This window comes from Allosphingosinicella sp. (genome assembly GCF_036402135.1).
Taxonomy (GTDB): domain Bacteria; phylum Pseudomonadota; class Alphaproteobacteria; order Sphingomonadales; family Sphingomonadaceae; genus Allosphingosinicella.
Genome location: NZ_DASWTN010000030.1, coordinates 16774 through 36989, shown reverse-complemented (window position 1 = coordinate 36989; position 20216 = coordinate 16774). Strand labels below are relative to the sequence as shown.

Here is a 20216-nt window from a genome sequence, read left to right as displayed (position 1 = left end):
CCTTGCCAAGTACCGCCGGCCCTCCTATCCGCCCTATTCCTTCGCCTTTGGGCCTGTAGCTCAACGGTAGAGCCGGCCGCTCATAACGGCTAGGTTGGGGGTTCGAATCCCTCCGGGCCCACCAGGCGGCGAGGGAGGTTGATGTCGGGGAGTAGCGCAGCCTGGTAGCGCATCTGCTTTGGGAGCAGAGGGTCGCAGGTTCGAATCCTGTCTCCCCGACCATCACGCATCAGCGAACAGTCCGAGGGACTGTTCGCGCGTGATGATCCGCCGGCTGGTGGTCCGTGTAGGAAGAGATTTACTGCCCCGCAGCCGCTACCCGCCCGATTTCCTCGGGCGCGTTGGCGACCGTTGCAAGCATAGTTGTCCAGGCAGCGACATTCTGCCGGAGCTGTTCCTGGTCGATCTTGTCGAGCGTGTCGTCGGGCGTGTGGTGGTAGTCGAAATAGCGGATGCCGTCCTGGCTGAGGTCGATCGCGGCGCGGCCGTTCCGCACCCAGATGCCGGTGTCGGGGCCCCCGCCAGCGTCCCCGGGCGCGACGGCGATGCCGAGCGGCGCCAGCAGGTCGGCTACACGAACGCCGATGGCGCGCGCTGGCTCGGCGAAGCGGGTCCGCATCCGCCAGATGCGGTCGGCGCCAAAATCCGATTCCGCAACCATGACGATATTTTCGTCCTTGTGCCGTTCGTAATAAGCGTTGCTGCCAAAGAGGCCCACTTCTTCTGCCCCGAACAGGACGACGCGGATGGTGCGCCGAGGCCTTCCCGCATCCATGATCCGCTTAGCCGCGGCAGTAGTGATTGCGACGCCTGACGCATTGTCGAACGCGCCGGTGCCAAGATCCCAGCTGTCGAGATGGCCGCCGATCAGGATGATCCCGGCATTGGGATCAGTGCCCGGCACTTCGGCGACGACATTGCCCGACGGCTGCATGCCGATCTGACGGGGGGTCATGGTGAGGTGCATGGTCACCGGGCGGTTGCCGGCCCGCTCCAGGATGCGTTCAAGCTGCTCGGCATCGGGAATGGACAGCGCGCCAGCCGGGATCGGCGCGACGCCTTCGGCGAAATTCTGGACGCCGGTATGCGGATTACGGTGATAGTCGGTACCGATCGATCGGATCACGATCGCGGCTGCGCCCTTACGGCTGGCAACGGTCGGCCCGGCACGGCGCGGCGCTCCAAACTGACCGTAGTGAAGCCCGTCCTGGCCGCGCATCATCCGATGTGTGATGAAGACAATCTTACCTCGGATTGCCGCGTCGGGTGCAGCTTCCAGTGCGGCGACGCTGTCGAAGCCAACAACTTCTGCGGTCACCCCTTGAGCAGGGGTAGCGCCGCTGTTGCCGAGCGCCGTAATCACAAGCGGCTGCGGGAAAGGCGCAATGATTTCTGCCTTCTCCACGCCGCGGACCCATGTGGGCATCTGATAATCTTCGATGCGGACGTTCTGAAAGCCGAGCGCTCGCAGTCGCTCCGCAGCCCATTGCCGCGCGCGCGCTTCGGCCGGAGTGCCGGCGGGCCGAGGTCCGACCTCGGTCGTGAGGTCTTCGATCATGTCGAAGGCAAGATCGTCCTTCAGTGCGGCATCGCGCAGGCGCTCGACATTTGCCTGAGCAGCGATCGTCGAGGGGAGGGAGAGGAGGGCGGCAGCGAGGAGGAGCTTCTTCATGGGTTGTCGGCTTAAGCGGCTATTGGCGGTTTGCCAATGCTTCTCCGGCGCTCTAGAGGAGCCGCAAATCCACTCACATTCCTGGAGCGAAGCGCCGCCATGGCCGCACAATATAGTTTCGTCATGAAGGGCATGACCAAGTCCTTCCCCGGCGCCCCCAAGCCGATCCTCAATAACATCAACCTGCAATTCTATCCTGACGCGAAGATCGCGATCATTGGGCCTAACGGGTCGGGCAAGTCGACCCTGATGAAGATCATGGCCGGCCGTGACACCGAATTTCAGGGCGAGGCATGGCCGGGCGAGGGGATTCGCGTCGGCTATCTGGAGCAGGAGCCGCATCTCGACCCGTCCAAGACGGTGAAGGAGAATGTCATGGACGGCGTCCGCCCGGTCGCCGACATGATGGACCGCTTCAACGAAATCTCGACCATCATGGCCGACCCGCCCGAAGACGCCGACTTCGACGCGCTGATGACGGAGATGGGCGAGCTTCAGGAGAAGATCGACGCGGTCGACGGATGGACCCTCGATAACCAACTGGAGATCGCCATGGACGCGCTTCGCTGCCCGCCGGGCGATGCGTCCGTCACTAATCTGTCCGGCGGTGAGAAGCGCCGCGTCGCCTTGACCCGGCTGCTGCTCGAAAAGCCGGAAATCCTGCTGCTCGACGAGCCGACCAACCATCTGGATGCCGAGAGCGTCCATTGGCTCGAAAAGCACCTCATTGATTATCCCGGGAACGTCATTCTCGTCACCCACGACCGTTACTTCCTCGACAATGTCGTGAACTGGGTGCTCGAGCTAGATCGCGGCCGCTACTACATCTATGAATCTAACTATTCCGGATACTTGGAGAAGAAAGCCAAGAGGCTGGAGCAGGAGGAGCGAGAGGAAGAAGGCCGCCAGAAGGCCATCCAGGAGGAGCTGGACTGGATCCGGCGCAGCCCGAAGGCGCGGCAGACCAAGTCGAAGGCCCGTATCCGCGCATTCGACGAACTGGTCGAGGCGCAGGAGAACCGCACGCCCGGCAAGGCGCAGATCCTCATCCAGGTGCCGGAGCGTTTGGGCGGCAAGGTGATCGAGGCGAAGGGCCTCACCAAGGCCTATGGCGACAAGCTGCTGTTCGAGAACCTCTCATTCTCGCTTCCGCCGGGCGGCATCGTCGGCGTGATCGGGCCGAACGGCGCCGGTAAGACGACTTTGTTCAAGCTCATCACGGGCGCTGAGCAGCCGGATGCCGGGGCGATCGACATCGGCGATACCGTGCATCTCGGCTACGTCGACCAGAGCCGCGATGCGCTCGACCCGAAGAAGAACGTTTGGGAGGAAATCTCCGACGGCTTAGACGTCTTCAAGCTCGGCAAGCACGAAGTTGCGACCCGCGCCTATGTCGGCGCGTTCAATTTCCGTGGGTCTGACCAGCAGAAGAAGGTGGGGCAGCTTTCCGGCGGCGAGCGCAACCGCGTTCACATGGCGAAGATGCTGCAGAAGGGCGGCAACGTGCTCCTGCTCGACGAGCCGACCAACGACCTCGACGTGGAAACGCTACGCGCTCTCGAAGAGGCGCTTGAGAATTTCGCTGGCTGCGCCGTGGTGATCAGCCACGACCGCTTCTTCCTCGATCGCCTCGCCACCCACATTCTCGCCTTCGAAGGCGACAGTCACGTCGAGTGGTTCGAAGGCAATTTCGAAGCTTATGAGGAGGATAAGCTTCGTCGTCTGGGCCCTGAGGCGGATAGGCCGCACCGGGTTACGTACCGCAAGCTGACCCGCTAGGAACCTCCGTCAGGACAGCCGGTCCTGACGGAATGGCTGCTCGTTCGCTCCTGTGCGTTGCCGCTGTTCTAGGCGTCGCTGCTTGCACCGCTCCCAGGCCGCCCTGGCCCGACGGCGCAGTCGTTACCGAACGGCGAGCAGCGGGTGAGCAGGACTTATCGAGCTTTGCTGAGCGAACGCTTGCGGCACATAATGTCGAGCGGCAGCGGGTCGGCCCGTCGCCGCTGCGCTGGGACCCTGCGCTCGCCTCAGCGGCTGCCGCTTATGCAGCGGTGCCGCTTATGCAGCGGAATTGGCATCCTCTGGCAGCTTCCGACACGCACCGCGCGAGGCGCGGCCGGGGCAGGGCGAAAATCTCTGGATGGGGACGCGCGGCGCTTATTCGCTTGAGGACATGATCGGCGGCTGGTCGGGCGAGCGACGCTACTTCCGATCCGGCTTTTTCCCCGACGTCAGCACGAGCGGCAATTGGAGCGATGTCGCCCACTACACGCAGATGATCTGGCGGAGCACGACCAATGTCGGTTGCGCGCTTCATCAAGGCCGAAGCGACGATTACCTCGTCTGCCGCTATTCGCCACCGGGCAATGTGACAGGGCAGCCGGTGCCTTAGACGGCGCTAAACTCGCCAGTTTGCTCATCCAGTAAATGGAGTACGCCTTCCGCGATTGAGAAGAACGCGCCGTGGAGGGCCAGTTGGCCGCTGTCCTCGCGGTCCTTGAGCCATGGGAAGGTGCGAAGGTTATTGAGGGAGGTGCGGACGCCTTCCTGCTCCATCGCGCGGAAGGCGGGGCGGTCGAAGGGTTCCGAATGTTCGGCGCGCACATGGGCTCGCGCTTCATCCAGAAGATCGATCCAGTGGGCGATGAAATGGCCTTCGCCATGATCGGCAAGATCGAATTGACCGGTGAGCGCCGCGGCGCAGCCGCCGCAAAAGCCGTGACCCATTACGATAATCTCCTCGACGAGGAGTTGAGTCACGGCGAACTCTAGCGCGGCTGAAACGCCATGGTAACCGCCGCCCGTCTCGAAAGGTGGAACGAGCGCCGCGACGTTTCGAACGACGAACATCTCGCCAGGTCTCGCGTCAAATATCTGGGCCGGTTCGACGCGGCTGTCGGAGCAGGCGATCACCATCACCTTTGGACTTTGGCCCTCCGCGAGTTCGGACCAGCGCTGCCGCTCCTTTGCCCAGCCGTCCGCCCGGAAACGGCGGTATCCGTCGATCAGCGCATTGAAGTCGGCCATAATGCTCCCCTTGCAAGTGCGCGCCGGTTAAACGCAGGCAGGGAGGGGTGGCAAGAGCGGCGTGAGGTCGCTATCTGCGCCTCATGAACGAGATCGCGCCGATCGTGCAGCCGAAGCAGCGCAAGCCCGACTGGATTCGCGTGAAGGCGCCGACCAGTGTGGGCTTTGCCGAAACCAAGAAGCTGATGCGCAGCCTGAACCTCGCAACGGTGTGCGAGGAGGCGGCCTGTCCGAATATCGGCGAGTGCTGGACGAAGAAGCACGCGACGGTGATGATCCTCGGAGACACCTGCACCCGGGCCTGCGCCTTCTGCAACGTGAAGACCGGAATGCCGCGCGCGGTCGACCCGCTCGAGCCCGAGCACGTGGCCGTAGCCGCCGCCGAGCTGGGGCTCGAGCATATCGTGGTTACCAGCGTCGACCGCGACGACCTGCCGGACGGCGGCGCGGGGCAGTTCGTGAAGGTGATCGAGGCGCTCCGGCGGAACACGCCCTCCACCACGATCGAAATCCTGACGCCCGATTTTCGCAACAAGGCGGAAGCGGCGGTGGAGAAGATCATCGAGGCACGGCCCGACGTCTACAATCACAATCTGGAGACGGTGCCCAGGCTTTACCCGACCATTCGCCCTGGCGCACGTTATTATGCCTCGCTCCGCCTGCTGGAGAGCGTGAAGCGGCATGACCCGTCGATCTTCACCAAGTCCGGCGTGATGGTAGGACTCGGCGAGGAACGGCTCGAGGTTCATCAGGTGATGGACGACATGCGCTCGGCCGACATCGATTTCCTCACCATGGGTCAGTATCTGCAGCCGACACCGCGCCATGCGAAGGTTGCGGAGTTCGTCACCCCGCAGGCATTCAGCGCTTATGCGGCGATTGCACGAGCGAAGGGCTTCTTGCTCGTGGCCGCGTCCCCGCTCACCCGGTCCAGCTACCATGCGGGCGACGACTTCGCGAAGATGAAGGCGGCGCGTGAAGCAAAGCTGGCGGCGGCGCGTTAGTTAAGGGCGATGCCCCGCCACAGCGAAACCAGGAATCTTCCTTACACTCCCGAGCAGATGTTCGATCTGGTCGCGGACGTGAAGCGTTATCAGGAATTTCTGCCGTGGGTCGCGGCGACCCGCATCCGGTCGGACAGCGAGACGGCGATGATCGCGGACCTGGTGGTCGGCTTCAAGTCCATCAAGGAGACCTTCACATCGAAGGTGAACAAGCGCCGGCCTGAGAGCATCGTCATCGACTATGTCGAAGGGCCGCTTAAATATCTGCACAATAGCTGGACGTTTGAGGCGGACGGCAAGGGGGGTACGAACGTCGGCTTCTGCGTGGATTTCGCCTTCCGTTCTCGCATCTTCGAGGCTTTGGCCGGGCAGGTGTTCGACCGGGCGCTTCGCAAGATGACGAGCGCCTTCGAGGAACGGGCGCACCAGCTTTACGGCGACGGCGCCACCGGCATCAGCAGTTCGAGCGCGCAGAGCGCCGCCTGAAGGCGGACACCGCCGCGGCCGAGGTCGCCGAAATCCTTGCGGTCGGCGACGATTTCTTCGGGATCCGCGCCGCGCCTTGCCCGAGCGAAAACGACCGTACCGACGGGTTTACCGGGTGTTCCGCCCTCCGGGCCGGCAATGCCGGTGACGGCGACGGCAGTGTCCGCGCGGGTGCGGGCGAGGGTGCCCTGCGCCATGCTCCACGCGACGGCGATGGAGACAGCGCCGAAGGTCTCAAGCACGTCGAGGCTGATGCCGAGCAGGTCCATCTTGGCTTCGTTGGAGTAGGTGACGAAGCCCGCCTCGAACACGTCGGAGGAGCCGGGGATCTCGGTGAGCGCTGCGGCGACGAGGCCGGCGGTGCAGCTTTCGGCGACGGCGATGCGCTTGCCGCGGGCGCGGTTCGCCTCGATCACCTGCCGGGCCATGTCGACCAGCTCCGGGGGGAGGGTGGTGTCGCGCTTGTCGGTCATTGGTCCTCCGGCATCCGGACGGTGGCGATCGCCTGGGCAGCGATGCCTTCGCCGCGGCCTGTGAAGCCGAGCCGTTCCGTCGTGGTGGCCTTAACGCTGATGCGGGAGATTGGGAGCCCAAGGATGTTGGCGAAGTTGCCGCGCATCGCATCTTTGTGAGGACCGATCTTGGGGGCCTCGCAGATTATGGTGACGTCTATGTGATCGACCCTTCCGCCTTTTTCTTCAATAAGTTGAGCAGCATGTTTGAGAAATAGTGTTGAGGATGCGCCGCGCCATTGGGGGTCGGAGGGCGGAAAATGGTCGCCGATATCGCCCGCGCCGAGAATGCCCAGCAGCGCATCCGTTACGGCGTGGAAGACGACATCGGCGTCGCTGTGGCCTTTGAGGCCCTTTTCGTGCGGGATGAGGAGGCCGCCGAGCCAGAGCTCCTCGCCCTCGGCGAAGGCGTGAACGTCGAAGCCGAGGCCAGTGCGGGTGACGAGCAGGGCTTCGTCCATGCGGCGGAAATCCTCCGGGAAGGTGAGCTTTTCGAGGGCGGGGTCGCCTGGAACGGTGGCGACGTCGATGCTGGCGGCGCGGGCGACCTGGGCATCGTCGGTCGCTTCGCCCGTGAAGCTGCGATGTGCGCCGAGAATGGTGTCGAAGCGGAAGGCTTGCGGCGTCTGAACCCGCACGATTTCGTCGCGCGCTACGGTTTCACCGAGGGTTTCAGACGCCTTAGCCAGAGTGTCGGTCACTGGTAACACGGGTACAGCGGCCTCTGACGCTTCCAGCGCATCAAGCAGTCGGTCGATGACTGCCGCGGGGAGGAAAGCGCGGGCGGCGTCGTGAATGAGGACGTGGGTCGCACCGCCCTCGGCGGCAATCGCTTCGAGGCCGTTGCGGACCGATTGCTGGCGCGTCTCGCCGCCGGTGATGGGGGAGGGAAGGGCGCGGTCGCCGATCGCCTCGCGGTAAAGATCTTCCTGGCCGGGGCCGATCACGACGCGGATTTCGTCGATGCTCGGGTGTCGGAGACGGTCGACGGCATGGGCGAGGAGCGGCCTCCCGCCGACGTGGCGATATTGCTTGGCCAGGTCGCCGCCCACGCGGCTGCCGCTGCCAGCGGCAACCACCAAAACCACCGTCTTTCCGTTCGTCCCCATGCAGGGGCCCCTTAGCCGGGCGAAACCTTGCCCGCCAGCGCATTTCCCTCTATGTGCGCGCCTTCCCATGCAGCAGCTGAAGCCCATAGACATCGGCCCCGTCCGCATCGACGCGCCCGTCATCCTGGCGCCGATGACCGGCGTCACCGACCGGCCGTTCCGGCGGATCGTGAAGCGCTACGGCGCGGGCCTTACCGTCACCGAGATGATCGCCAGCCAGGCGATGATCCGGGAGACGCGTCAGTCGATCCAGAAGGCCGCCTGGGACCCGATCGAGGATCCGGTATCGATGCAGCTTGCCGGCTGCACGCCAAGCGAGATGGCGGAAGCGGCCAAACTCAACGAGGATCGCGGAGCGGCGATCATCGACATCAATATGGGCTGCCCGGTTAAGAAGGTGGTGAACGGCGATGCGGGCTCTGCGTTGATGCGCGACCTGCCGCTTGCCGCGTCGCTGATCGACGCGACGGTGAAGGCGGTGAAGGTGCCGGTCACCGTCAAGATGCGGATGGGCTGGGACCATTCGAGCCTCAACGCGCCTGAGCTTGCTCGGATCGCAGAAGATCTCGGCGCGAGGATGATCACCGTTCACGGCCGCACCCGGAACCAGATGTACAAGGGCGAGGCCGACTGGCGCTTCATCCGCAAGGTGAAGGAGGCGGTGAGTCTGCCCGTCATCGCCAATGGCGACATCAATTCGATCGACGATGCGATAGCGGCGCTGGAGCAATCGGGCGCGGACGGCGTGATGATCGGCCGCGGCGCTTACGGCAAGCCGTGGCTGCTGGGGCAGGTCATGCATTGGCTCCGCACCGGCGAGCGGCTGCCGGACCCCAGCATCGACGAGCAATATTGCATCATCATCGAGCAATATGAGGCGATGCTGGAGCATTACGGTCCGGTGATCGGCGCCAATTGCGCACGTAAGCATATCGGCTGGTACACACGCGGCCTTCATGGATCGGCCGAGTTCCGGAACGCCTTCAACAAGGAAGCCGACCCGAAGGCGGCGAAGGCGATGCTTCGCGACTTCTATTCGCCGTGGCTCACCAAGGCTGCAGCCTGACGACCGCCTGCGCGGTGAAAGCAACAATCCTAGCGCCGAGCCGCTGAAAATAGCGAAAAATTACTGTGTTCTTTATGCCACATCCTGTGGTACCCGAAGATGTGAACGCTGAAGCGCCGATCACCCTTCCTCGCAGACCCCGCTGGCGGCGCAGGCTTTCGGTCGCGCTGAGGCGGAGCCCGTTCATTCCGCTTATCGAGATCGGCGCAGTCGTGGTGCTGATCGCCATGGCTACGATCAGCTACTTCATCATCACCGGCGCAGGCGATGGGGAATCATTCCTGTCGCCCTCGGCGGCGGCGATGCTTCTGGTCGCGAACCTAGTTCCCGCGATGCTGCTGATGGTGTTGGTTGCCCGCCGCGTCGCCATCCGCCGCGCCGCCCAGTCGCCAGCGAGGGGCCGGGGACGGCTGCACCTCCGCCTCGTCGCCGTCTTCTCAGTGTTGGCCAGTGTTCCGACCCTGCTTGTGGTCATCTTCGCGTCTTTGCTTTTTCAAAGCGGCGTCCAATTCTGGTATTCCGACCGGGCGCGGACGGTGCTCGAGAATGCTGAGAGCGCCGCGAGTGCTTATGCCGAGGAAAATCTCGCCCGCATCCAGCGCGACGCCAATGCGATGGGCGCCGATATCGTCACCATCATCAACGATGTCGGCATCGACGGCCCGGCCTTCGAGGAGCAGCTTTTCCTCCAGACGGTCTACCGCGACCTCAGCGAAGCGGCGATCGTCACGATCGGCGAGGATAATGCACCCCGGCTGCAGGCCTTCGTCAATCTCGACGAGCGGCCGCTCGAGCAGCGCATCAACCCCGGTGTGCTCCGCAATTTGAGGGAAGGGGGCGACAGCCGCGTCGCGATCAATGCCGGCGACCGGGTGGAGGGGATCATCCGGCTCGACCCGCAGGAGGAGGTCTATCTCTATATTTCGCGCAAGGTGAATGCGGGCGTCATCCGCCAGATCGAGGAAGCGCGCACCGCTGCCAGCGACTATCAGAAGACGCTGACCCGGTCGCGGACGCTGCAATTCCGCTTCAACGCCTTCCTTTTGCTCATCTCGCTGCTGATCGTGGCTATCGCGATTTGGGTCGCGCTGACTTTGGCCGACAGGCTGGTGCGCCCGGTGGGGGAGTTGGTGGATGCGGCCAAGCGCGTCACTGCCGGCGACCTTTCCGCCCGCGTGCCGCGATCATTGGTGCAGGACGAGGTCGCCACCCTGGGCAACGCCTTCAACCGCATGACGCGCCGGCTGCAGCAACAGACCGACGAGCTTGTCACTGCCAACCGGCAGGCAGACAGCCGCCGCGCGCTCATCGAGGCGGTGCTTTCGGGCGTCACGGCCGGCGTGATCTCGGTCGACAAAGACCGGCGGGTGCGCCTGATCAACAGCTCCGCCGAAACCCTTCTGAAGACGCCCGACAATAGCGCCGTCGGGCGAACGCTGGCCGAGATTGCGCCGGAGCTCGACGAGCAGCTTGGCGACGAGGAAAGGGAAGGGATCATCCAGTTCGCGTCCGGCGGTGATCCGCGGACGCTTGCGGTGAAGAGGGTCACGACCGAGAATGGCCATGTCATCACGTTCGACGACATTACCGACCAGCTGATGGACCAGCGGAGGGCCGCCTGGTCCGACGTCGCGCGGCGCATCGCACATGAGATCAAAAACCCGCTGACGCCGATTCAGCTTGCCGCCGAGCGGCTGCAGCGCCGCTACGGCGCGGAAATCAGCTCCGATCCTTCCACCTTCGAGCGGCTGACCGGCACCATCGTCCGGCAGGTCGGCGACCTGAGGCGCATGGTGGACGAATTCTCCTCCTTCGCGCGGATGCCGAAGCCGGTGTTCCGAGAGGAGGCGATTGCCGAGGTTGGACGCCAAGCCCTGTTCCTGCACGAGGTCGCCCATCCCGACGTCAAATTCGTGCTCGATGCGCCGGAGCCGTCGCCGACCCTGGTCTGCGATCGGCGGCAGCTCGGCCAGGCGCTTACCAACGTCGTCAAGAATGCGGTGGAGGCAATCCAGCAGAAAAGAGACGGTGGCTCCGGCGGCGCGGAAGAGCGCGTTTCGATGCGGATCGCGGAAGATGCGGGGCGGCTCGTGATCGAGGTCTCCGATACCGGCATCGGCCTGCCGAGCGAGCGCGGGCGGCTTACCGAACCCTATATGACGACGCGCGCCAAGGGCACCGGCCTCGGCCTCGCCATCGTCAAAAAGATCGTAGAGGAACATATGGGCCGAATGGAGTTTGAAGACGCGCCGGGCGGGGGAAGCATCGTCCGCATGATCTTCGATTCCGAGGCGCTTGGGCGGCTCGACACGGGGGGAATGATTTTCACTGAAGACATGAAGGCAAGCGGCTGATGGCATTGGATATTCTCGTCGTCGACGACGAACAGGACATTCGCGAGCTGGTCGCAGGCGTCCTAGAGGATGAGGGCTATTCGACGCGATCGGCAGCCAACAGCAGCGAGGCGATCGACGCGCTTGCCGACCGGCGGCCGTCATTGGTGCTGCTCGACGTGTGGCTGCAGGGATCGAAGCTCGACGGGCTTCAGCTTCTGGAGGAGATCAAGCGCCGCGACCCGACCCTGCCGGTGCTGATGATTTCCGGCCACGGCAATCTCGATACGGCGGTGGCGGCGATCCGGCAGGGCGCGGTCGATTTCATCGAAAAGCCGTTCGAGGCCGGGCATCTGCTCCACCTCGTCGCGCGGGCGACGGAGACGGACCGCTTGCGGCGCGAGAATGAGACGCTTCGCGCCCAGATCGGGCAGGAGACGGAGCTGACGGGATCGAGCGCCGGGATCAACAATGTGCGCGCGACGCTGAAGCGGGTTGCGGGCACCGGAAGCCGGGTGCTGATCACCGGGCCGGCAGGCGTCGGCAAGGAAGTGGCGGCGCGCCTCCTCCACAATTGGAGCCCGCGGGTGCAGGCGCCCTTCATCGTCGTGTCCGCGGCGCGGATGACGCCTGAGCGGGTCGAAGAGGAATTGTTCGGCGTGGAGGAGGGGGGCGAGCTCGTCCGCCCGGGCCTCCTCGAACAGGCGCATGGCGGCACCCTGTTCCTCGACGAGATCGCCGATATGCCGATCCCGGCCCAGGCCAAGATCCTGCGCGTGCTGACCGACCAGAGCTTTACCCGCGTCGGCGGGCAAAGGATGGTGAAGGTCGACATGCGGGTCGTGTCCTCGACCGCGCGGCAATTGCCGGAAGAGATTGCGGCGGGGCGCTTCCGCGAGGACCTCTTCTACCGCCTCAACGTCGTTCCGGTGCACCTTCCGGCGCTTGCCGAGCGGCGCGAGGATATTCCGGAGCTGGTGAACCATTTTGCAGCGCGTTACGCCGCCGAGCAGCGTGTGCAGACGCCGAGCATCAGCGACGATGCGCTAGCCGCGCTCCAGGCCTATGACTGGCCGGGCAATGTTCGGCAGTTGAGGAATGTGGTCGAACGCACCATCATCCTTGCGCCGAGCGAGCGGCTCGGCTGTATCGAGATCGACATGCTGCCGCCAGAGATCCTGAACGAGCAGGCGCAACTCAGCCCCGGACAGGCGGTCAAGGCCATCATGGGCGCTCCGCTTCGCGAGGCGCGGGAAAGCTTCGAGCGGGAGTATCTCAGGGTTCAGATCAGGCGTTTCTCGGGCAATATCTCGCGCACCGCGACCTTTATCGGCATGGAGCGGTCGGCGCTCCACCGAAAGCTGAAGGCGCTTGGGCTCGGCGAGACGCGGGGAGGGGATGAGGGCGAGCAATAGCCGCGAACCATCATCCATGATATTGAAAGTGGGCGCGCCGCCTTTACCTTGAAGCCAAGACGCCGAGCCACGGCGCTCACGCGGGAAGCGCCCGCCAATAAGGAGAACGCGCCATGAGCGAGCGGGTCAACAACCTCCAGGACATGTTCCTGAACAGCCTTCGCAAATCGAAGACGCCGGTTACCATGTTCCTGGTGAAGGGCGTGAAGCTGCAGGGCATCATCACCTGGTTCGACAATTTTTCGGTACTGCTGCGGAGGGACGGACAGGCGCAGCTTATCTATAAGCACGCCATCTCGACGATCATGCCCGCGCAGCCGGTCGACCTTGCCGATATCGAGAAGGCGTTTGCTGAGGCGCAGGAGAAGAAGAAGCCGTCGGGCCTTCAGGAAGTGTTTCTGGGCGCGGTGCGGAAGGCGGAGGAGCCGGTCACCATGTTCCTGGTGAACGGCGTCATGCTGCAGGGGCAGGTGGCGGCGTTCGACCTTTTCTGCCTGCTGCTCCAGCGCGAGGGCATGGTCCAGCTCGTCTACAAGCATGCCATTTCGACGGTGCAGCCCGACAATCCGGTGAGCCTCGTTGAAGGGGAGGAGGGCGCCTGAGCGTTTTCAACCGGGACGCGGACGCCGACGTCGCGCGCGGCGCCCGGGCCGTGATCGCCCTCCCCGAAATGGGCGGCGAGGCGCGGCGCGATGCGGGTGCACGGCTTGAGGAGGCGGCGGGATTGGCCGAGGCGATCGGCGTGGTCGTGGCCGAGAAGCTGCACTTCAAGGTGCGGCAGCCGAAGCCTGCGACCCTGTTCGGATCGGGGCAGGTGGAGCAGATTGCGGCTGCGGCTTCCGAGGCCGAGGCCGAGCTCATCATCGTGGATTCGCCGATCAGCCCGATCCAGCAGAAGAATTTGGAGAGTGCGACCAAGGCAAAGGTGATCGACCGCACGGGTCTGATCCTCGAGATATTCGGGGAGCGGGCGGCGACGGCGGAAGGCCGGCTGCAGGTGGAACTGGCGCATCTCGATTATCAGGCAGGGCGGCTCGTCAGGAGTTGGACCCACCTTGAGCGGCAGCGCGGCGGCTTCGGCTTCCTTGGCGGGCCCGGTGAAACGCAGATCGAGGCGGACAGGCGGCTGATCCGCGACCGGATGGCGAAGCTCCGCAAGGAATTGGAGCAGGTGACGCGGACGCGGGGGCTCCACCGCGCGCGGCGGCAGCGGGCGCCGTGGCCGGTGATTGCGCTGGTCGGCTATACCAATGCGGGCAAGTCGACTTTGTTCAACCGGCTGACCAATGCCGACGTGATGGCGGAGGACCTGCTGTTCGCCACGCTCGATCCGACCATGCGCGAGATTGGCATGCCGGGCATTGAGAAGGCAATATTGTCCGACACGGTGGGGTTCATCTCGGACCTGCCGACCCAGCTGGTGGCGGCCTTCCGGGCGACGCTCGAAGAGGTGATCTCGGCCGATCTCATCGTCCATGTCCGCGACATTTCGCATCCTGACAGCGAGGCTCAGCGGCTCGACGTCGAGCAGGTGCTCGAGGAGATCGGCGCGCGTGGGGAAGGGGGCGCTCCCCTGATCGAGGCTTGGAACAAGATCGACGCTCTAGAAGGCGAAGAGGGCGAGCGGGTGCGCGCGGAGGCGGCGCGGCGCGATGATGTCGTGGTGATTTCGGCGCTCAATGGCGAGAATGTCGAGGGGCTGCTTAACTGCGCCGCCGAGAAGCTGCGGGCGGGGACGCGGGTGCGGACGGTGACCTTGCCGGCGGAAGCGGGCGAGGCGATCGCCTGGCTCTATGCCAATGGCGAGGTGGTCGAGCAAAGGCCGGACGGGCTTCAGACCGAATATGAAGTGCGGATCGCCGACGCCGATTGGGCGCGGTTTTGCGCCCATTTCGGAGAGCTGGTCTAAACCTCCCGTTTGGCACGCTGCCAGTGTGTCTCCAACTCGTCGATATTCATTTGGTCGAGCGGGCGTTCGGCGATTTCCTCGACTTTGCGAAAGCGCGTTTCGAAGCGCTGGGCTGCTTCGCGCAGGGCGGCTTCAGGGTCGATATCGAGATGGCGGGCGTAATTGACAACGGAGAAGAGAAGGTCACCGAGTTCGGCCGCGCGCTCTTCCTGCGTCATCGCCTGATCGATTTCGGCCAGTTCCTCATCGATCTTGGCGCGCGGGCCCGAGGCGTCGGGCCAGTCGAAACCGACGCGGGCTGCTCGTTTCTGCAGCTTTTCCGCGCGCTTCAGCGCCGGGAGCGCCTTTGCGACATGGGCCAGCGCGCTCTTGTCCTCACGTTCGCCGCGTTCGGCGGCCTTCAAGGCTTCCCAGCCGGGGCTTTCCTTTTCCTCGCCGAAGATGTGCGGGTGGCGGCGGATCATCTTGGCGGAAATGCCTTCCAGCACGTCCTCGATGGAGAAAGCGCCACGCTCTTCAGCGATACGCGCGTGGTAGACGACTTGAAGCTGGAGATCGCCGAGTTCGTCCTTCAGCTCCGCCATATCACCCCGTTCGATGGCGTCAGCGACTTCATAGGCTTCTTCGATCGTGTACGGCGCGATAGTTTCGAACGTCTGCTCCTTGTCCCAGGCGCAGCCGCTGTCCGGATCGCGTAGAGCGCGCATGATGGCGACGAGGCGGGAGAGGCCCCTCAGCGGCAGATCATGCTGCATCTATAAGTCCGATAATATACATTATGTAAAATACATCCATGTCTCAGGGGGTGAGGATCAGGTTGCGCCCCTCAACCCTCCAGCCGGACAGCGACGATAGAAAATTCATGCCCAGCACATTCATGTCGCCGAACGCGTCCGACATGTGAAGCGCCAGATCCTCGCGAACGATATGCCCGACCTTCAGCCGCTCGGCACGGCCGCGCTGTACCTCGACAAGGCCGTTGGCGGTCTGCACCACCGCCGGAAAACGACTCGACTGGGTTATGCCGGCGCGGCGCGCGGTATCGGCCGAAATGCTGGTCGTGGTGGCGCCGCTGTCTACCAGAAAGCGCACATTCTGGCCGTTAAGTTCGGCATCGACCCAGAAATGGCCGTCCAGCGACTGCTTGATGCGCAGTTCGCCGCCTTGGGTGACGCCGGTGCTTTCGGCCCGGCGCTCGTCCATCACCTGCTGCGCAAAGCCGACGATATCGTCCTTCAGCGTGAATGCGACAAAGGCGGCCAGGAAGATGATGACCCAGCCGGCGAACATCTTCAGCCCCTGCCCGATCGGCACCCGCCGCACCATGAAGGCGCTGGCGACGAACACTAGTATGGCAATAAGATAAATGAATTCAGCGGATTGCTCGCCGTTCATAAGATGATTTCCAAGCCGTCATAGCCGGGCTCCACATGCTCGGGAAGCTCGGCGCGCAGACCATCATAGTCCATGCTGTTGTCCATGTGCGTCAGGATAGCACGGCCCGGCTTAACCGCATCGATCCATTCCAGCGCCTGGGCCAGATGCGGATGCGTCGGGTGCGGACGCCGCCGGAGCGCATCCACGACCCACACCTCCACATCGGCGAACAAGGCCGCCATGTTTTCCGTGAAGATGTTGAAGTCGGTCGAATAGCCGACCGAGCGGCCGCCCGCGTCGAAGCGAATGCCCGCAGAGGTGATGTTGCCATGCGGCTGATCGACGATGCGGATGCGGACGCCCTCAACCTGGAGGTCGTCGGGCAGCAGATTGCCAGTGACGACCGGCGGGTAGCCGTCCTTGCCCTCGAACGCATAGCCGAAGCGGGCCTGAAGCACCTTGAGCGTCTCGGCGCGAGCATAGCCGGTGATGGGCGCGCCGCGCGCGTGGAAGAGCTGCCTGAGGTCGTCGATGCCGTGACAGTGATCGGCATGATCGTGCGTCCAGATAACGGCGGTCACATCCGATACATTGGCGTCAAGCAGTTGCTCACGAAGATCCGGCCCGGTATCGACCAGGATACGCGCGTTTTCGTGCTCGACCAGGATCGAGACGCGGCGGCGGCGGTTCTTCGGATTGGCAGGATCGCAGGCGCCCCAGTCGTTCCCGACCCGCGGCACGCCTGAAGAAGTCCCGCAGCCGAGGATGCGGAGCTTCATTCAGGCCGCCTTCGAAAACAGCTTCTGGAAGTTGGCGGACGTATATTCGGCCAGCGCCTCGACGCTTTCGCCACGGAGGTCGGCGAGGAAGCGGGCGGTATCGGCGACGAAGGCGGGTTCGCAGGGCTTTCCCCGGTGCGGCACGGGCGCGAGGAAGGGGGCGTCGGTCTCGATGAGCAGGCGATCGGCAGGAAGCGCCCTCGCGGTTTCCTGCAGATCCTTCGCATTCTTGAATGTCACAATGCCGGAAATGGAAATGTAGAGGCCGAGTTCCAGCGCCTTCGCCGCAAAATCGGCGCTGGCGGTGAAGCAGTGGATAACGCCGGTGAACGCCCCCTTCCCCATCTCCTCGCTGAGGATGTTGTGCGTGTCCTCCTCCGCATCGCGGGTGTGAACGATGATCGGAAGACTGGTTTCACGCGCTGCGGCGATATGGGCGCGGAAGCTCGCCCGCTGCCGGTCGCGGTCGGAGCGGTCGTAGTAGAAATCGAGGCCGCTTTCGCCGATGCCGACGACGCGCGGATGCCGGGCCCGCGCGACCAGAGTCTCCGCCTCCACGTCCGGGTGAATGTCCGCTTCATGTGGATGGATGCCGACCGACGCCCAGACATCCGGCTCCCGCTCCGCGACGCCAAGTACCTCATCCCACTCGCTGGCGCGGGTGGAGATGTTCAGCATCTTGGCAACGCCCGCCTCGCGCGCGCGGGCGATCACCGCCCCCTGCTCCTCCACAAGGCCTTTGTAGTTCAGGTGGCAATGACTATCGACGAACATGCTCCGCCTCTAGCGGCTGCTTCCTGGCTCGTCATCCCCGAGTCCAGGTAACCTGCTTTGAACTCCCTCCGCAGTTCAGCGACGCTGACCACCTGCTTGAATTCGACTGACTGCTTCTTCAGCGGCGTCCTTGACGCGATCGCCAAAGCGGTCGGTGTCACTATCCGACCGAAGTGCTTCAAGTGCGTTGAGAGCTTCCTTGCTTTGAAGCGCTCCCAGAGCGCTTGCTGCCGTTGAACGCACAGTCGCGTCATCATCATCAAGCGCCTCGATCAATGCCGAGACGCTTTCCGGATTGCGTATCTGGGCAAGCGCATGAGCCGCCGATGCACGGTCCTCGGCATCTGCAGTACGAAGCTGCGCAAGCAATACCGTAATTGCAGCCGGATCGCCGAATCCCGCAAGGCTGTTCGCCGCCACTGCCCGCACCGTATCGTCCGCATCGCTGAGCGCAGCTTTGAGTGCCGTGCGCACTGCCAACGTATCGGCACGCTCCAACGCGCCGGCAGCATTGATCCGGTCCCAGACGCCGCCGACGCTCAGCAGGTCGATAAGGATGTGCACGCCGGTATCACCGGTGGCGGCGAGAAGTTCCGCTGCCTCTCCTGTCTCGCCCACGAGCGCGCGGAGCCTCTCGAATGGCGGCTTGCCTAGCGCACACAATGCGCGAGCGGCACTGAGCCGGACTTGGATTTGATTGTCATCGAGCGCCGCCTCAATTGCCGCTGCGGCTTCCGGTGCGTGGTGGGTCGCGATACGCGCAATCAGCTCCGCTTTTACCTCACCGTCTTGTTCGGCGGCCGAGCGGGCCAGGAGAGTCTCGAGGATGTCGCCGCGCTCGCCCTTGCCCAACGCTTGTGCGGCGGCTCGCCTCACTTGCGGCTTCTCGTCACAAAGTGCGCGCAGCAACGCCTCGGTCGAGGTCGGATCGTCGATCCCGCCAAGCTGCTCCGCTGCAACCATGCGGGCAGTGGGGTTCCGGTCCTGTAATTCGCGACAAAGCTCATCAACGAGCCCGCTACGGCGGCTACTCATGCCACCGAAGAGCTTGCCTATCTGGCCGAGGATGCCGAAGCCGCGCCCCGGGTCCAGATCGGCATAATGATCGTTGCTTTTGCGGATCACGTCGAGTCGCGTGGAGACTTCACCGAACGACTGCATCACCAGCCCGAGTGACTTCACCGGATCGCGAGACGCGAGCAGCACGACCGCAAAGCTGCGGACGTCGAAATGTCGGCTACGGGACGCTTTCTGGATCAGCTGCAGTGCCTCGGGGCTTTCCATGCGCGAAAGCTGAGTGATCGCGCCGCCGCGAACTCCGCGGTCATCGTCCTCCAACTCACGTGCGATGATCTCCAAACGGACGGATTCCGGCTGATCCAGCGCCAGAACGCTCTCGGGAACATGTTCATTATCGCCAATGGCGAGGAGGGCCAGTTCGGCGCCCTTGTCTCCCTGTTCCGCCAAAGCTGCGTAGATCCCTTTACGGACCTCTGGATTCGGTCCGTTCTTCAGCTTTGTCAGCGTTGCTTGAGCTCTCGGCATGTCGAGTTTGAGCAACGTCTGCGAAGCGTGAAAGGCCGTGTGGTAATCATGCTTCGGAAGAACCTCGACGATCGCTTCGAAAAGGCCTTCGGTGTTCGGAAATGCCGAGAGGGCCGCCATTGCGGCCCAGCGAGCGCGCTCTTCATTCGAACGCGCAACGTCGAGCAGCGGGGCAACGCTCTCCGGCGCGCGCAAACAGGCCAGCGCCGCGGCTGCCGCATATTCCGGCGTAGAGTTGATCACCGAACCATCCGGTCGCTCGTATCGGTGCAAGCCCTCCACTTCGCGGGCCAGTTCATCGATCAGGATCGGCACGGCACGCGGATCGCTCAGAGCGCCCAGCGCCCCGACAGTTTTCGTGTGGACTTCCCAATCGGGGTCATCAAGCAGCGCCACCAGCGGCTTGAAGGCCTCCTTGTCGCCAATCCCGCCCAAGGCCTCGGCGGCACTCCGGCGGACCGCCGCCCGCGGGTTCGACAGCAGCTGGAGCAAAGGCGTTACAGCAGATTTGTCCTTGCGCTTGCCAAGGGCTGAGGCAGCACTGCGCCGCTGACTACCTTTGCCATTCGCCAGCTGTTCAATCAGTTCGTCCGTCGACTTAGCCATCGCCCACTCCCCTTCGAACGCGTTAGGAGTTCAGGCTCAAAGATTCGTAAACAGTACCTAGAGCCGGCGAGGGAACTTCGTTGACGTGTTGAGCAAGAACATGCTCAGCTCGACCAAACCTCTCCTTCTGGCGCCCCTCGCATGAGCTTGTCGGGAAGCGGTTCGCCTTCTGGAGTGAAGTCCAGCGAGACCGAGTTGATGCAGTAGCGCTTGCCGGTGGGCGGCGGGCCGTCGGGGAAGACGTGGCCCTGGTGGCCGCCACAGCGGGCGCAGACGATTTCGGTGCGGACCATGCCGTAACTGGTGTCGCGGATGTAGCGGAGATGCTCCTCGGCAAAGGGCGCGGCGAAGCTCGGCCAGCCGGTGCCGCTTTCGAACTTTGAGCCGCCGTTGAACAAAGGCAGGCCGCAGAGCTTGCAGGTGAAGACGCCCTTGCGCTTTTCATCCAGGAAGGTCCCGCAGAAGGGCGCCTCGGTGCCGTGCTGGAGAAGGACCTGCCGTTCGTCAGCGTCGAGTTCGGCCGACAGCGTCTGGAATTGCTCCTCGCTCGGCGGGGTAATGTCGAAGCCGGTGTCGGTTGGCGCGTCCGTGGCCATGTGAAT

Annotated in this window: 19 protein-coding genes and 2 tRNA genes; 11 read left to right on the top strand and 10 right to left on the bottom strand. The window is 63.9% G+C overall.

The features are described 5' to 3' along the window. The first annotated feature begins 49 nt into the window (after positions 1-49). Together VGD10_RS08895 and VGD10_RS08890 are read left to right on the top strand one after the other, a co-directional pair. Positions 50-124: transfer RNA gene (locus VGD10_RS08895), tRNA-Ile, on the top strand. A 21-nt stretch (positions 125-145) separates the two neighbouring features. Beyond that, a tRNA-Pro gene (locus VGD10_RS08890) sits at positions 146-222 on the top strand. Positions 223-298: 76 nt separating this feature from the next. Here VGD10_RS08890 and VGD10_RS08885 read toward each other — a convergent pair. Continuing rightward, positions 299-1672, bottom strand: a complete 1374-nt coding sequence (locus VGD10_RS08885; protein WP_331040460.1) for a M20/M25/M40 family metallo-hydrolase — start codon at positions 1670-1672, stop codon at positions 299-301. A 99-nt stretch (positions 1673-1771) separates the two neighbouring features. Between VGD10_RS08885 and ettA the strand changes: the two genes are divergently transcribed. After that, entirely contained in the window at positions 1772-3451 is a 1680-nt protein-coding gene (ettA, locus tag VGD10_RS08880) for an energy-dependent translational throttle protein EttA (RefSeq protein ID WP_331040459.1), read from the top strand. A 292-nt stretch (positions 3452-3743) separates the two neighbouring features. After that, positions 3744-4064 carry a CAP domain-containing protein gene (locus tag VGD10_RS08875; RefSeq protein ID WP_331040458.1) on the top strand — a complete coding sequence of 107 codons (321 nt, stop codon included), beginning with the start codon at positions 3744-3746 and terminating at the stop codon, positions 4062-4064. Here the strand turns inward: VGD10_RS08875 and VGD10_RS08870 are convergent. Next, positions 4061-4699 carry a carbonic anhydrase gene (locus VGD10_RS08870; protein ID WP_331040457.1) on the bottom strand — a complete coding sequence of 213 codons (639 nt, stop codon included), beginning with the start codon at positions 4697-4699 and terminating at the stop codon, positions 4061-4063. The two genes, VGD10_RS08875 and VGD10_RS08870, sit on opposite strands and share 4 nt — an antisense overlap. Before the next feature lie 83 nt (positions 4700-4782). Between VGD10_RS08870 and lipA the strand changes: the two genes are divergently transcribed. Together lipA and VGD10_RS08860 are read left to right on the top strand one after the other, a co-directional pair. Next, positions 4783-5703, top strand: a complete 921-nt coding sequence (lipA, locus tag VGD10_RS08865) for a lipoyl synthase (protein ID WP_331040456.1) — start codon at positions 4783-4785, stop codon at positions 5701-5703. A 9-nt stretch (positions 5704-5712) separates the two neighbouring features. Then, positions 5713-6189, top strand: a complete 477-nt coding sequence (locus VGD10_RS08860; protein ID WP_331040455.1) for a type II toxin-antitoxin system RatA family toxin — start codon at positions 5713-5715, stop codon at positions 6187-6189. Here the strand turns inward: VGD10_RS08860 and VGD10_RS08855 are convergent. Beyond that, on the bottom strand, positions 6135-6662 hold the full coding sequence (locus tag VGD10_RS08855; RefSeq protein ID WP_331040454.1) for a CinA family protein: 528 nt from the start codon (positions 6660-6662) through the stop codon (positions 6135-6137). The two genes, VGD10_RS08860 and VGD10_RS08855, sit on opposite strands and share 55 nt — an antisense overlap. Beyond that, a complete protein-coding gene (locus VGD10_RS08850; protein ID WP_331040453.1) occupies positions 6659-7810 on the bottom strand; it encodes a bifunctional 2-C-methyl-D-erythritol 4-phosphate cytidylyltransferase/2-C-methyl-D-erythritol 2,4-cyclodiphosphate synthase in 1152 nt (383 codons plus the stop codon). Before VGD10_RS08850 ends, VGD10_RS08855 begins: the two co-directional genes overlap by 4 nt. 67 nt (positions 7811-7877) lie before the next feature. Here VGD10_RS08850 and dusB point away from each other — a divergent pair, with 67 nt between their 5' ends. From dusB to hflX, 5 genes are all read left to right on the top strand, one after another. Continuing rightward, positions 7878-8876, top strand: coding sequence for a tRNA dihydrouridine synthase DusB (gene dusB / locus VGD10_RS08845; protein WP_331040452.1), 999 nt, complete (start codon positions 7878-7880; stop codon positions 8874-8876). A 74-nt stretch (positions 8877-8950) separates the two neighbouring features. Further along, a complete protein-coding gene (locus tag VGD10_RS08840) occupies positions 8951-11230 on the top strand; it encodes a PAS domain-containing sensor histidine kinase (protein ID WP_331040451.1) in 2280 nt (759 codons plus the stop codon). Then, positions 11230-12624: a sigma-54 dependent transcriptional regulator gene (locus VGD10_RS08835; RefSeq protein ID WP_331040450.1), complete on the top strand. Its 1395-nt coding sequence runs from the start codon at positions 11230-11232 to the stop codon at positions 12622-12624. Before VGD10_RS08840 ends, VGD10_RS08835 begins: the two co-directional genes overlap by 1 nt. Positions 12625-12737: 113 nt before the next feature. Further along, positions 12738-13226, top strand: coding sequence for an RNA chaperone Hfq (gene hfq, locus VGD10_RS08830; RefSeq protein WP_331040449.1), 489 nt, complete (start codon positions 12738-12740; stop codon positions 13224-13226). Beyond that, entirely contained in the window at positions 13223-14533 is a 1311-nt protein-coding gene (gene hflX, locus VGD10_RS08825) for a GTPase HflX (protein ID WP_331040514.1), read from the top strand. The genes hfq and hflX overlap by 4 nt, the downstream gene beginning before the upstream one ends. Here hflX and mazG read toward each other — a convergent pair. The 6 genes from mazG to msrB form a co-directional block, all read right to left on the bottom strand. Further along, entirely contained in the window at positions 14530-15288 is a 759-nt protein-coding gene (gene mazG / locus VGD10_RS08820) for a nucleoside triphosphate pyrophosphohydrolase (RefSeq protein WP_331040448.1), read from the bottom strand. The genes hflX and mazG overlap by 4 nt on opposite strands. A 43-nt stretch (positions 15289-15331) precedes the next feature. After that, positions 15332-15928, bottom strand: coding sequence for a retropepsin-like aspartic protease family protein (locus tag VGD10_RS08815; RefSeq protein WP_331040447.1), 597 nt, complete (start codon positions 15926-15928; stop codon positions 15332-15334). Continuing rightward, a complete protein-coding gene (locus tag VGD10_RS08810) occupies positions 15925-16689 on the bottom strand; it encodes an MBL fold metallo-hydrolase (RefSeq protein WP_331040446.1) in 765 nt (254 codons plus the stop codon). The genes VGD10_RS08815 and VGD10_RS08810 overlap by 4 nt, the downstream gene beginning before the upstream one ends. Then, a complete protein-coding gene (locus VGD10_RS08805) occupies positions 16690-17463 on the bottom strand; it encodes a TatD family hydrolase (RefSeq protein ID WP_331040445.1) in 774 nt (257 codons plus the stop codon). It lies immediately after the preceding gene. 75 nt (positions 17464-17538) lie between these two features. Then, on the bottom strand, positions 17539-19614 hold the full coding sequence (locus tag VGD10_RS08800; RefSeq protein WP_331040444.1) for a HEAT repeat domain-containing protein: 2076 nt from the start codon (positions 19612-19614) through the stop codon (positions 17539-17541). Between the two features lie 104 nt (positions 19615-19718). Then, positions 19719-20210: a peptide-methionine (R)-S-oxide reductase MsrB gene (msrB, locus tag VGD10_RS08795; protein WP_331040443.1), complete on the bottom strand. Its 492-nt coding sequence runs from the start codon at positions 20208-20210 to the stop codon at positions 19719-19721. Positions 20211-20216: the final 6 nt, after the last annotated feature.

What these genes read in the sequence shown, in the direction of transcription:
- mazG (WP_331040448.1), bottom strand. Translation starts at nt 15,288, where the DNA reads ATGCAGCATGATCTGCCGCTGAGGGGCCTCTCCCGCCTCGTCGCCATC.
- VGD10_RS08855 (WP_331040454.1), bottom strand. Translation starts at nt 6,662, where the DNA reads ATGACCGACAAGCGCGACACCACCCTCCCCCCGGAGCTGGTCGACATG.
- VGD10_RS08815 (WP_331040447.1), bottom strand. Translation starts at nt 15,928, where the DNA reads ATGAACGGCGAGCAATCCGCTGAATTCATTTATCTTATTGCCATACTA.
- hfq (WP_331040449.1), top strand. Translation starts at nt 12,738, where the DNA reads ATGAGCGAGCGGGTCAACAACCTCCAGGACATGTTCCTGAACAGCCTT.
- VGD10_RS08805 (WP_331040445.1), bottom strand. Translation starts at nt 17,463, where the DNA reads ATGTTCGTCGATAGTCATTGCCACCTGAACTACAAAGGCCTTGTGGAG.
- VGD10_RS08870 (WP_331040457.1), bottom strand. Translation starts at nt 4,699, where the DNA reads ATGGCCGACTTCAATGCGCTGATCGACGGATACCGCCGTTTCCGGGCG.
- msrB (WP_331040443.1), bottom strand. Translation starts at nt 20,210, where the DNA reads ATGGCCACGGACGCGCCAACCGACACCGGCTTCGACATTACCCCGCCG.
- ettA (WP_331040459.1), top strand. Translation starts at nt 1,772, where the DNA reads ATGGCCGCACAATATAGTTTCGTCATGAAGGGCATGACCAAGTCCTTC.
- VGD10_RS08800 (WP_331040444.1), bottom strand. Translation starts at nt 19,614, where the DNA reads ATGGCTAAGTCGACGGACGAACTGATTGAACAGCTGGCGAATGGCAAA.
- VGD10_RS08885 (WP_331040460.1), bottom strand. Translation starts at nt 1,672, where the DNA reads ATGAAGAAGCTCCTCCTCGCTGCCGCCCTCCTCTCCCTCCCCTCGACG.
- lipA (WP_331040456.1), top strand. Translation starts at nt 4,783, where the DNA reads ATGAACGAGATCGCGCCGATCGTGCAGCCGAAGCAGCGCAAGCCCGAC.
- VGD10_RS08835 (WP_331040450.1), top strand. Translation starts at nt 11,230, where the DNA reads ATGGCATTGGATATTCTCGTCGTCGACGACGAACAGGACATTCGCGAG.
- VGD10_RS08850 (WP_331040453.1), bottom strand. Translation starts at nt 7,810, where the DNA reads ATGGGGACGAACGGAAAGACGGTGGTTTTGGTGGTTGCCGCTGGCAGC.
- VGD10_RS08810 (WP_331040446.1), bottom strand. Translation starts at nt 16,689, where the DNA reads ATGAAGCTCCGCATCCTCGGCTGCGGGACTTCTTCAGGCGTGCCGCGG.
- VGD10_RS08840 (WP_331040451.1), top strand. Translation starts at nt 8,951, where the DNA reads ATGCCACATCCTGTGGTACCCGAAGATGTGAACGCTGAAGCGCCGATC.
- VGD10_RS08860 (WP_331040455.1), top strand. Translation starts at nt 5,713, where the DNA reads ATGCCCCGCCACAGCGAAACCAGGAATCTTCCTTACACTCCCGAGCAG.
- dusB (WP_331040452.1), top strand. Translation starts at nt 7,878, where the DNA reads ATGCAGCAGCTGAAGCCCATAGACATCGGCCCCGTCCGCATCGACGCG.